Origin of the sequence: Sodalis sp. RH22, assembly GCF_047324165.1 — a bacterium.
GTDB lineage: Bacteria > Pseudomonadota > Gammaproteobacteria > Enterobacterales > Enterobacteriaceae > Acerihabitans.
On the sequence record NZ_CP178731.1, the window covers coordinates 356,436 to 367,803 of the forward strand.

Below are 11,368 nucleotides of genomic sequence, written 5' to 3' on the forward strand. Positions count from 1 at the left end.
AGAGTACCCATGGAACACAGATCGAACGCTATGCTGTTGGTCGCAACCGGCATCGCGCCGGCGGATGAAGAGGATTTTAACCGGTGGTATGACCGGGAACACGTGGAGGAGCGGGTACGCATTGCCGGATTTCTGTCGGGCACCCGCTATCAGTCCTTGCAGGGCGGGCGTAAGTATCTGGGGCTCTATCTGACCGAATCATTGGCGAGTTTCACCTCGCAAGCCTACCATGCGGCCTTTACCCGCCAAACGCCCTGGTCGGTGGCTAACCTGGCGAAAATGCAGGATCCGATGCGTCGGGTTTGCGCTGTCGAGTCGGTGACCGGGATCGGCACGGGGAGTTACCTGGCTATCCTGGTCCTGGCCTCCCGGTCGCCGGGGACCAAACTTAACGCCGAGGTCGCCGCCCTTGGCGCGTTGTTGCGCGAACAAAACGGATTTGTCCGTTGTTCGCTATTGACGCCCGACGAAACCCTCAGTTCACCGTTGCCCAATGAGTCGCGCGACAACAGAGAACTGTTGCCCATGATATTGCTTGAAAGCAGCAGCGCCGAGGCCAGCCGGACATTTGCGGCGAGCGCCTGCCAGACGTTGCAACACCCTCACGGCGAGGTGCAGTACTACGGCCTGAGCTGGCAGCTTAGCGCACAGGAGCTCAAATCATGAACCTTTCCAGCGAGAATAACGTTATTCCAAAGGACGTCGACGCGTTGGACGGTATTGTGCGCCTGCCGCCCAATACCGGTCGGCTGGCCGCGGCCAGTTCGATCGGCACTGCCCTGGAATGGTACGATTTCACCGTTTACAACATCATGGCGGCGCTGATTTTCAATCATGTCTTTTTCCCTTCATTCGATCCGTTGGTGGGTACTATCCTGGCCTTTTCCACCTACGCCGTCGGTTATGTGTCGCGGCCCATCGGCGGCATTCTGTTTGGCCACCTGGGCGATGTGATGGGGCGTCGCTTCGTGCTGGTGGCGACGCTTATCATCATGGGCGTCACCACCGCGCTGATGGGGCTGTTACCCGGTTACGCGTCTTTAGGTGTCTGGAGTCCGCTGCTGCTGGTTACGCTGCGTTTTATCCAGGGTATCGCGCTCGGCGGCGAATGGGCGGGGGCGGTATTGCTGTCAATGGAACATGGCGACGCCGGACAGCGCGGGCGCAACGCCTCCTTCGCCCAGGTCGGCCCTTCCTGTGGCACCCTGATTGGGACCGGGTTTATCACGCTGGTCACGGTGATGATGCCCGCGGAAGATTTCCAGCTATGGGGCTGGCGCGTGCCGTTTTTGCTGAGTCTGCTACTGGTAATCTTCGGCTTATGGCTGCGTAGCGGCGTGGGCGAAACGCCGGCGTTCCTCAAATTGGAACAGGCCAAAAACACTACCCACACCCCGGTAAAAGAAGTGTTTAGTCAACATTTGCGACCGCTGCTTATCGCCGGCGGGTCACGCATCGGGTCGGATGTATTGTATGCGCTGGTGGTGGTATTCACGCTGACCTACGTCACCACCGTATTGCATCTGCCGCGTCCGCTGGCGCTGACCGCCACTATGCTCGGCGCGCTGGGCAATGCGATTACGGTACCGGTGTTCGGCGCGCTATCCGACCGCTTCGGCCGCCGTCCGGTCTATATTGTCGGCGCACTGCTGGCGATCGTCTGGGCCTATGCCTTTTTCGTGTTGCTCGACAGTACCCAGCCGGTGCTTATCTGCCTGGCGGTAATTATCGGATTATTGATTCATGCGATGATGTACGGCCCGCAGGCGGCGTTCGTGACCGAACAGTTTCCGACGCGCGTACGGTATGCCGGTTCGTCCCTGGCCTATACATTGGCAGGTATTGTCGGCGGCGGCTTTGCCCCGTTGATTATCACCACACTCTATAAAGAGTATAACAGTACGCTGGCCATTTCCGCCTATGTGACACTGGCACTGCTGATCACGTTGGTAGCGGTTTTCGCCGCCAAAGAGACAGCGCATAAACCTTTATAATCCACATCGTGCGCCGGCGCGATAAGCCATTTTCCTAGCCCATCTGCATATTCTGGTGGGCGACTGGCCACGCTCGTTGCCAAGGCGGGCATTCACTTGTGCCATGAATCCCATGGGGCGCGCACAACGTTAGATGAAATGGGGGGGGTAACTCTGGATGAACCCTTACGGGTATGGCTAAATCGTTTGAAACCTTCTATGTCGTAATAAGTGCCGGTGTTTGACAGTGAGAGGAAAATAGAAGCGTAGAAAACTCTGCCATCAGGCAGAAGACCAAAAAGCCCGCTAACTAACGGGCTTCAGACTGCTGACGAACCCCATGTTTTTTTGTGGGGTTCATCTTTTTCAGCGACCGAAGATCGCGATCGCGTTATTTTGTTTAAACTGCACTATCCTAATTTTCAACTTGCTCATATGACCTATCCAATATTGTTATCACTGAAATGTAAAATAATTTTGTTTCGCAATGGTGCTAATGTTTATATAGTTACCAGGAAGGGTGATACATCTTTCCATATGATCATGTGAACACAGGATTAAAGGTGACTGGATTATGATCTGCTTTGAATATTTTGGATGATAAAATCTCTTTATGTTGAGTGCCGTTTATCATGGTATCTCAAGCGCATGAAGGTTAACCTATAGAAAATTTTGCATTTCATAAAACGAGAAAAATGATATATCAATACGTTGCGAAATATTTTTAAAATTTTGAAACATAGGAAAAAATAGGAATGAACGAGCGTTTCAATAAAATAGAATTCATAAAATCATCCCCAAACCTATTGGGACCGAATGAACCACCTTCCTCCATTGTTCCAGCTATTTCTGAATATGATTCAAATATGCTAGAGCTTGGTGCTGTCCAGGCGGTGACTGCCATGCAAAAAGGTTTTTTTACAGCAGAGACGTACGCGAAGGCACTTCTCGCGCAAGCAGAACGTTGGTCTCTCCTAAATGTATTTTGTACGATGGATAATGAGAATTTGCTTACAGCTTCCCGTGCTCTTGACAATGCCCGCAATCAAGGGAAGGCGCTGGGCCTGCTTCATGGTCTGCCAATTCCGGTAAAAGATAGCGTCAATACATCTTCTTTCCCAACCTCGAATGGGACGATGTCTCTGAAGAATTTCAGACCGGCTGTCGACGCAGGCATTATCAAACTCATTAAAGATGAGGGTGCCATCATTATGGGCAAAACCAATCTACACGAGATTTCCTTCGGATGGACGAGCAATAACGAAAACTTCGGGCCAGTTCGCAATCCCTACGACATGGAATGTAGTACCGGTGGCAGTAGCGGAGGTTCAGCTGCAGCCGTTTCTTCCAAGATAGCACCATTAGCGGTAGCTGAAGATACGTGGGGATCTATTCGTTTGCCCGCCTCTTTTTGCGGGCTGGTAGGTTTTCGACCAAGTCGTGGACGCTATCCTGATGACGGTGTCATGCCACTAACCAAATCGTTTGATCAAGTTGGATCACTCGCCCGGTTTGTAGAAGACGTTATCTTGTTCGATCAAGTAGCCGCAAGCGACTACCGTGTGGTAAAGCCACTTCCTTTGAACCAGATTGTCATAGCTATCCCTGTGGCATTCTGGGAAGGATTAGACCCAGAAGTTGAGCGCGTTTCTTTCAATGCAATTACCCGTTTGAGAGACGCTGGTGCATCAATTATTGATGTTTCATTCCCAATAAAAGATATTGAAAAATCCTCCGACATAGTTGGGACTATCGTATCTTATGAGTTAAAAGGCTGCATTTCAGCATTTCTTAAACAGCAAAAAACCGGAGTATCCTTTGATAACCTTTACGCAAATCTCGGAGCTAATACAAAAAACTTGGTAGATTCTATGGTTCTTAGCCCCAATACTCCGTCGCGGGAAGCCTATGAAAATGCAATAGTTCGAAAAACGGCGCTAACTTCAGCCCTTACCTCCTATATGCGAAATCAAGGTGTCCATGCGCTTGCCTATCCTGCTGCGATGGTTCGAGCGCCAAAAATTGGAGAGGAAGACGAAGTTATGATTGAAGAAGGCCGGAAAATTAGTGCATTTGATGCCTTCGGTCGAAACGTAGCACTAGGAAGCTGTGCCGGCATGACAAGTCTCGTGCTTTCCGCCGGACTTGCACGTAACGGTATGCCTATTGGGATAGAATTCGCTAATTTAAAAGGACATGACAGAGAGTTACTTGCTCTGGGACTGTCTTTAGAAAAAGCTCTTGGCTCCGCACCATTGCCCGAGTTTTAAAAATCCTGTTAGAAAAATTCAATTGAAACTATGGTGTCAGTTGATAGGGTAATCACCTGTTTGAACCGTAAAGTTGATCACGGTTGCGGAGGTTTTCACGACTGCTTTATTTAAGTTATGTTTGATTTTATTTATTTAATATTGCTGTTTCTGGTATGTTAAATAATAAGCTCGTGTGAAGCTAACCTTATTTGTGTGATTTTCTTACAATACTAAATTCATTATATTATTGGCGTGTGGGATAACATTTCAAGCGTGTTGGCGAGCAAGGCCGTTTGAGATAATGACTCAGAAAGAGAGAGTATTGAATACAGTGCTGTTATATATATGATCAATTATGAAAATTAATAATTTCTCCTCGAAAACTTCGCGTTTTATAAAATGTAAATAGGAAACATATTTATTCGCTGCGAAATAATATTAATGGCATAAAACATAAGAGAGAAATAAAATGGCCAACAATCTCAATAAAAAAAAATTTATGAAATTTTCTACGCTCGGTTTGAAACTACCCATTGAATCATCACTGATTGTACACACTGTGACGCTTACGGCTTATCTTGCCGCATCGACTGCCCCAACACCTCTCTATCGATTGTATCAAGCACAATGGCATTTTTCATCGGTAATGTTGACATTAATATTCGGTATTTATGCACTTGCCTTACTATCAGCATTGCTTGTGGCTGGCAGTATCTCCGATTATATCGGTCGACGCCCTATCATCAGTATTGCACTGGCGCTGGAACTCGCCGCTATGGGGTTGTTCCTTACCGCTGGTGGACCCAGTTGGTTGATTACCGCAAGAGCACTTCAAGGTGTGGCAACAGGGCTTGCTACGGCAGCATTGGGCGCGGCCCTCATCGACCTCGATCGGGAACGCGGCGCTTTGACCAATGGCCTTTCAACGATGGGTGGCATGGCTATTGGCGCCTTAGGCACGACCGCTTTGGTACAACTCGCGCCAGCACCGCTTCACCTCGTCTTCATATTATTGCTGCTTTTTTTCTTCGTGCAGTTATTGCAAACTTGGCGTACTCCCGAAACATCAGAGAGCCGCCCAGGCGTGTTAGGTTCGTTGCGTCCAAGTGTTGCGATACCCAAACGAGCAAGGGCGACATTACTAGCGATTACACCCATTAACGTGGCGGTATGGGCGCTCGGTGGATTTTATCTGTCGCTCATGCCCTCATTGATAGCCATGACTACTAAATCGACTTCTGTCTGGCTCGGTGGTCTGAATGTCGCCACCCTGACCTTATGTGGTGGCTTGGCCATTTTTTTGGTACGGCGTAGCAATGCATTCTGGGCACTCGTCATTGGTGCTGTAATGTTGATGATTGGAATGTCCATCATCCTTGCCGGCGCTAATCTAGGATTGACGGTGGTTTTGCTAACCGGATCAGCTATCGCTGGGGTCGGATTCGGTTCAGGGTTTCTTGGTGCAATCAGAAGCATAGTACCACTTGCTGAGCCAACTGAACGAGCAGGGCTAATGGCCGCTTTTTACGTAGAAAGTTATTTGGCTAATAGCATTCCAGCGATCCTTGCAGGATACATGGCCCAACATCTTGACCTTTTATCTGTCGCGAATCTATATGGTAGTAGCCTGATTCTGCTGTCTTTTATAGGGTTCGTGCTCGCGCTCTTTCGTGCTCGTGGTACGCATAGGAGAGCATCTACGATTGCGTAGGCATTTATTTTTTATAGTTACTGTAGTTGCCAAAGTGGCAGTAACTATTGACGACATCGCCATTTAGGCGATGTAAAGGATAAATCAATTGTATTGGACATTAGTGCTAGCCCAAATAATATAGCGATGTTTGATCGAACTGGTGAGGACAGCTTCTTCCTTTGGCAACAGTGTTTAGGTTGTATTATTTCTTAACATTGATGTCAGTCGGTTTACTCTATACTAAGTCGAAATAAGTATTGATGGAATGCCGTTTTTCTCGTATATAGTAGCATTCGCTTGACCACATCATAATCGTATGTTTAAGTGTTTCCATGACAACAAAATGGAATGATCCATATGATTAGCCTTGATGTCGACTCGGTAAGAGCCTTCGTTGTGATCTCTGATTTAAAGAGCTTCACTCGTGCAGCTGAGGAGCTAGGTACAACGCAAGGGGCACTTAGCGTCAAGCTGAAACGTCTCGAAGACCGGCTGGGGCAACGGTTGGTTGAACGGACGCCACGTCACGTGCGGCTCTCATCACCCGGCGAGTTATTCATTGAGTCCGCCCGGAATTTTCTTGAGGCGCATGAACGCGCAATTACCAGTCTAGCTGCTACCAGGAGACAGTTTAAACTTGGCATTGCATGTTATGTGATGGGCCCAGAAGTACCAAAAATCCTCTCCAGGTTGAAATCATTGGACCCCTCATTTTTAATTGAAGTCAAACTTGACAGTTCGCGAGTATTACTCGACGATTTTAGTAACGGATTACTTGATGCTGTAATAATACGTAGCGATGATGCTAGACGGGATGGCACTGTCTTATGCCCAGAGCACTTCGGTTGGTTTGCCGCACCTGACTTCGAATATCGTTCAGATGAGCCTTTACGTTTGGCTAGCCTCACCCCTGATTGTGGAGTGCGCGATCTAGCGGCCAAGGCGTTGAAACAGGCCTCAATCCGCTGGACAGAAGTGTTCGTCGGTGGAGGATTATCGGTAGTCATTGCCGCGATATCGGCGGGACTCGCAATTGGAGCATTTTCACGTAGACTAGCTTCTCCTGAACTCGTTGAGGTTGGTCCCAAGTTTGGTCTTCCTGTTCTCCCTTCATTTTCAATCGTCCTTCATTCCTCTTTATCTGACAAGAGAACAAGAGGAGCCTTACGTGCTATTGCCAGCGCTTTTCGAGAAGTTTAAAAAACTGTTTCAATCAACTCATCTTGGTAAGTTTTCACAATAATTCCGTTAAAACAAAATAAAAAAGATAAAAGCTTTCATAAAGTAAAAAAACAGATCCCCCTGAAAGGGATCCGCTTTTTGCTAGCTAATTGTCATTCGCTGCTTTATGTTGCCGCGCATAAATATATGGCGCGACATACCCCTTCCGATTTACGTCCAGTTAATCCGACCACCATTGCATCATCTCCATGCGGGCTTCCAGATGCTCCGCTTTGTGGACATAGGCGGCCCGCACGCCGTTGCGCTCTTTATGGCTCATCTGACGTTCGATGGCCTTGACCACAACCCGGACTCGTTTAGGGCGCTACAGGCCATCGTTCTGAATCCGTGGCCGCAAACCTCGATTTTGGTGTCATAACCAATCACACGTAGCGCTTTATTAATGGTGTTTTCGCTCATCGGTTTGTCCAGACCACGCGCACCCGGAAAAACGAAGACCGACTCACAGGTAAGCGCCTTGATCTGTTTTAGCAGGGCAACTGCCTGATTGGATAGTGGCACTAGATGTTCGTCCTTCATCTTTGCGCCACGCTCTGAAAATCTCACGCCTTTTACGGCTGCGCGCTGCGCGGGCACCGTCCAGATATGGGCTTTCAGGTCGAACTCTTCCCAGCGGGCGAAGCGCAACTCGCTTGAGCGCAAAAAGACGTGCAAATTCAGTTCCAGCGCCAAACGGGTCAGTACACGGCCTTGGTAGTTTTCTATGTTCACCAACAGTTCAGGCAAGCGTCGCAGTGGCAACGCGGGAAGATGTTGGGCCACAATCGGCGTCACGACGCCGCCCAGGTCGAACACGGGGTTGTATTTGATTAGGCCCTGTTGCAGCACGGCGTGACGCATGATTTTGGTCAGATACTGGCGCATCCTCCCGGCCACGTCATGCACGCCTTTGTCGTCGATGGCTTTGATGAGCTGCGCCAGATGCCGTGTTTCGATCTCCGCGATATCCATTTCGCCCATGTCAGGGAAGGCATAGCGCCTCAGGCAGGTAAGAATTTTATCCGCGTGGCTTGCCGACCAGAGCCGGAGGCTGCTGGTGTGCCACGAGATTGCGATGTGTTTAAAGGTGCGGGTTTTGTCTACAGCGGTTTTTTCGGATTCACGGGGCAGGGAAGGGCAGATGCCGGAGGCCAGCAGCTTGCGGGCAGCGTCGCGCTTTTCGCGAGCCTCCGCCAGCGTGACCTGCGGATAGGCGCCTAAAGCCAGGCGGGATTCTTTGCCACCGAAGCTGTAGCGGAAATACCACAGACGTGAGCCGCTGGTTGATACCAGTAGATACAGACCGTGGGCATCGGAGAGTTTGTAGGATTTTACGAAGGTTTTTGCAGCGCGGATTTTGCTGTCAGTCAGAGCCATGTGAGGGTCACTCCATTCATCGAACTGAATGACCCGCAATTTGACCCCACATTTTCCGGATACCTAGGGATAAATTAAAACGTATCGGAAAGGGTTTTTACGCTAACCTATTGAATTTAAGATATATAGGGATTCATAAGAAAGCATAAAAAAGAAATGGTGGTGCCCGGACTCGGGAACATTCAGTTATCTATTAAGTTGAATTTCATCATAAATTCTATCCCCGCCGGTTGACCCGTATTTTTGCTTGTAGATCAAACGGTGGGAGAAATCAAAGCTTCAATTTCAGCCTTACATTGCTTGAGAGAGGCAACCAGGAAATCAAAATTTTCATCGAATCGCGATGCTGGCACTGCCACAGAAATGGCATAATTTTCGTTCAGGGAATAGGGGATGCTTACGCCCAGACCACAAACGCCTTTTGCGTGTTCTTCACGATCACTAGCAAACCCTTCTGAGCGTATTTTTTCAACTTCATCAAGAATTCCGGCCACTGTTCTCAGAGAAAGTGCCGTTCTTGTTTCAGGTTTTTGTGTGTATATCAAAGATATCTGCTCGTCTTGTAAACCGGCAAGCAGAGCCTTACCAGTCGCAGTGCAGTGGCAGGGAAAAGCAGTGCCAACGGGCGAAACGACCCGCAGTTCCTGATCAGATGCGTATTGGCTAACCAAAAGTGCATGCGACCCGCGATACACGCAAAGATCGACCGTTTCCCGTGTTCGCCGGCCAAGTGTCTCAATCGACGGACGCGACAGTGAAATGACATCCGTATGAGCGGAGGCTGCAAGACGTGCAAGCGCCGGACCAAGTCGGATCATGCCTGAGCTGTTGAGTAATAACTGTTCGGCTTCGAGAGAGGCAACCAGTCTGTGAACGGTTGTCCGCGGCAGTCCCGTACTTCGTGAGAGTGCGGAGATAGTCAAACCCTGAGGTTGTTCTTCAACCGCTTTGAACAATTTTGCGGCTCGGGCAATTACCTGGGAACCCGTGCTATCTGTATCAGTTTCCATAGATCCTCTTTACAGTTGTTATAGATTTAGAAACATTTATCTTACATTTTGCGCATTGACATAATCCGACAATACCATGAAAATTATATCCTAATAATGGTTAACATATCCATATAGTGGACAGTTGGAGTTTGTATGCAACAGATAAACAAGGCAGGAGGATTTACGCTACTTGCTGTAGCCTGCCTAACCATCATGGTGGGATGCGTGATTGTACCAGGCCTGACCACTATCTCCACGGCACTTGATGTTAAGGGTGCAGAGAGCTGGCTTGTTACCTTGCCGTCTTTGGGGGTGGTGGTGCTCGGGCCATTAGTGGGGAAACTTGTTGAAAAGGCTGGTCTTTATAAAACCCTCTGTCTCGGGCTTTTCCTTTACGGGCTGTTGGGTGGTGCCGGTGCATTTTTGTCGGGTTATTCATTTGTTTTTGCGGATCGGTTTTTGCTCGGTGGTGCAACGGCGCTGGTTATGTCGGCTGGTACCGGCTTAATCTCCGTTTTTTATGACGGCGCGAAACGGATGAAGATGATTGCTCGCCAAGGGATGTCGATTGAGCTTGGTGGTGTAATATTCCTGTTTATTGGCGGGTTGCTGGCAGCCGTCGGCTGGCGCTGGCCATTCATGCTTTACCTTTTCGCCTGGCTTATGCTGCTCATGGTGTTGGCGTATGTACCCCGACCGGGCAAGTTGGTAATATCTGATGAAAGCACTCATGAGATTCATCTCGGAGGACCGTCTTCAGCAATGGTACTGACGTGGGTGGCGGCACTTTTTTCCATGATCGTTTTCTTTACCGCTATTGTCCTGCTGCCGCTACATTTGCATGACAATGACGTTACTGAGTTGCAGATCGGCTACTTCCTTTCATTTGTCTCGCTTGTGGCGGTATTTGGCGCATGGCTGATGCCGAAACTGGTCAGTCGCTTTGGTGATTTTCCAACATTATCCATCGCGTTTGGCTTTTACACCGTTGCTCATCTTATTTTTGCGGTAGCTCCTTCCATGCCCGTCTTTGTGATTGGCGGGATTGCCCTCGGGCTGGGGTTCGGTTTTTCCGTTCCTCTCGTGAACCATCTTATTGTGGATCTGAGCAGCACGACATTTCGGGGACGGAATCTTGCTCGGCTTTCAATGGCAATATTTCTGGGACAGTTTCTATCGTCTTTTATGGGATATTTCCCGGGTACCCTGCAGTCTGTTTTTCTTTTTGCTGCGGGGATTGCACTGGTTTTTACTTTATTTGTTAGGGTACGTAGCCGTGCGCTAACGATGTTTAAAGTCTGAATAAATCCTTAGCTCAGTCCTCTTCGCTGGGGTCATTAGCAGTCAAGTTTTTCAATTTTTCACTATTCCTTTGCCGGGAAAGATGGATTGGCTACATACGCAATGTGGGTGGCCTTTGTGAATTTTAGAGAAAACACGAAATGAGCAAAAAAATCTTTGAAATGACCAGAGGCCGTGGCGTTGGTCACGTAGTAGATATTGGCGGGCCGGGTACGCTTCATCAGCTTATGGACGCTGTGCGCATTGGCGGGGAAACCGCTTTAATTGACGATTTCCGGCATCGCAGATGATGTACCTACGGGCGCAATCATGGGCAAACAGCCCACCCTGCGGGGAATTACCTTAAGTAGCGAAGAGCATCAACAACAAATAATCCAGTCATTTGAAAAGTCAAGGGTCCGTGCAGTCATTGATTCCGTCTGGTCGCTGAACGAAATAAAGGATGCATTCCGACATCTACGCATTGGTAAAAATATAGGGAAATGAGGGTGAAGATTTGACGTGAACGCGGACTTTTGTCGGCGTTTATTGAGTAAAAATGCGCAATGCTTCCAAATC

The 11,368-nt window shown here is 48.8% G+C and carries 9 protein-coding genes and 1 pseudogene; 8 read left to right on the forward strand and 2 right to left on the reverse strand.

Going from position 1 to position 11,368, the window contains the following annotated elements:
* The first annotated feature begins 9 nt into the window (after window positions 1–9).
* From ACL2XN_RS01565 to ACL2XN_RS01585, 5 genes are all read left to right on the forward strand, one after another.
* The gene (locus ACL2XN_RS01565; RefSeq protein ID WP_413729940.1) at window positions 10–666 is read left to right on the forward strand and encodes a hypothetical protein; all 657 of its coding nucleotides are present in this window, start codon (window positions 10–12) and stop codon (window positions 664–666) included.
* Window positions 663–1,994 carry an MFS transporter gene (locus tag ACL2XN_RS01570; RefSeq protein ID WP_413729941.1) on the forward strand — a complete coding sequence of 444 codons (1,332 nt, stop codon included), beginning with the start codon at window positions 663–665 and terminating at the stop codon, window positions 1,992–1,994. Before ACL2XN_RS01565 ends, ACL2XN_RS01570 begins: the two co-directional genes overlap by 4 nt.
* Window positions 1,995–2,728: 734 nt before the next feature.
* On the forward strand, window positions 2,729–4,243 hold the full coding sequence (locus tag ACL2XN_RS01575; RefSeq protein ID WP_413729942.1) for an amidase family protein: 1,515 nt from the start codon (window positions 2,729–2,731) through the stop codon (window positions 4,241–4,243).
* Window positions 4,244–4,694: 451 nt separating this feature from the next.
* On the forward strand, window positions 4,695–5,936 hold the full coding sequence (locus ACL2XN_RS01580) for an MFS transporter (protein WP_413729943.1): 1,242 nt from the start codon (window positions 4,695–4,697) through the stop codon (window positions 5,934–5,936).
* A 339-nt stretch (window positions 5,937–6,275) separates the two neighbouring features.
* Window positions 6,276–7,118: a LysR family transcriptional regulator gene (locus tag ACL2XN_RS01585; RefSeq protein WP_413729944.1), complete on the forward strand. Its 843-nt coding sequence runs from the start codon at window positions 6,276–6,278 to the stop codon at window positions 7,116–7,118.
* A gap of 127 nt (window positions 7,119–7,245) precedes the next feature.
* Here ACL2XN_RS01585 and ACL2XN_RS01590 read toward each other — a convergent pair.
* Window positions 7,246–8,516: pseudogene (locus ACL2XN_RS01590) on the reverse strand (tyrosine-type recombinase/integrase).
* 254 nt (window positions 8,517–8,770) lie between these two features.
* On the reverse strand, window positions 8,771–9,526 hold the full coding sequence (locus ACL2XN_RS01595; RefSeq protein WP_413729945.1) for an IclR family transcriptional regulator: 756 nt from the start codon (window positions 9,524–9,526) through the stop codon (window positions 8,771–8,773).
* Between the two features lie 135 nt (window positions 9,527–9,661).
* Between ACL2XN_RS01595 and ACL2XN_RS01600 the strand changes: the two genes are divergently transcribed.
* The 3 genes from ACL2XN_RS01600 (at window position 9,662) to ACL2XN_RS01610 (ending at window position 11,296) form a co-directional block, all read left to right on the forward strand.
* Window positions 9,662–10,810 carry an MFS transporter gene (locus tag ACL2XN_RS01600; RefSeq protein WP_413729946.1) on the forward strand — a complete coding sequence of 383 codons (1,149 nt, stop codon included), beginning with the start codon at window positions 9,662–9,664 and terminating at the stop codon, window positions 10,808–10,810.
* Between the two features lie 140 nt (window positions 10,811–10,950).
* Window positions 10,951–11,100, forward strand: a complete 150-nt coding sequence (locus tag ACL2XN_RS01605) for a hypothetical protein (protein WP_413731070.1) — start codon at window positions 10,951–10,953, stop codon at window positions 11,098–11,100.
* A gap of 19 nt (window positions 11,101–11,119) precedes the next feature.
* A complete protein-coding gene (locus ACL2XN_RS01610) occupies window positions 11,120–11,296 on the forward strand; it encodes a zinc-binding dehydrogenase (RefSeq protein WP_413731040.1) in 177 nt (58 codons plus the stop codon).
* Window positions 11,297–11,368: the final 72 nt, after the last annotated feature.

Coding starts and splice junctions, on each gene's coding strand:
- ACL2XN_RS01565 (WP_413729940.1), top strand. CDS start 10: ATGGAACACAGATCGAACGCTATGCTGTTGGTCGCAACCGGCATCGCG.
- ACL2XN_RS01570 (WP_413729941.1), top strand. CDS start 663: ATGAACCTTTCCAGCGAGAATAACGTTATTCCAAAGGACGTCGACGCG.
- ACL2XN_RS01575 (WP_413729942.1), top strand. CDS start 2,729: ATGAACGAGCGTTTCAATAAAATAGAATTCATAAAATCATCCCCAAAC.
- ACL2XN_RS01580 (WP_413729943.1), top strand. CDS start 4,695: ATGGCCAACAATCTCAATAAAAAAAAATTTATGAAATTTTCTACGCTC.
- ACL2XN_RS01585 (WP_413729944.1), top strand. CDS start 6,276: ATGATTAGCCTTGATGTCGACTCGGTAAGAGCCTTCGTTGTGATCTCT.
- ACL2XN_RS01595 (WP_413729945.1), bottom strand. CDS start 9,526: ATGGAAACTGATACAGATAGCACGGGTTCCCAGGTAATTGCCCGAGCC.
- ACL2XN_RS01600 (WP_413729946.1), top strand. CDS start 9,662: ATGCAACAGATAAACAAGGCAGGAGGATTTACGCTACTTGCTGTAGCC.
- ACL2XN_RS01605 (WP_413731070.1), top strand. CDS start 10,951: ATGAGCAAAAAAATCTTTGAAATGACCAGAGGCCGTGGCGTTGGTCAC.
- ACL2XN_RS01610 (WP_413731040.1), top strand. CDS start 11,120: ATGGGCAAACAGCCCACCCTGCGGGGAATTACCTTAAGTAGCGAAGAG.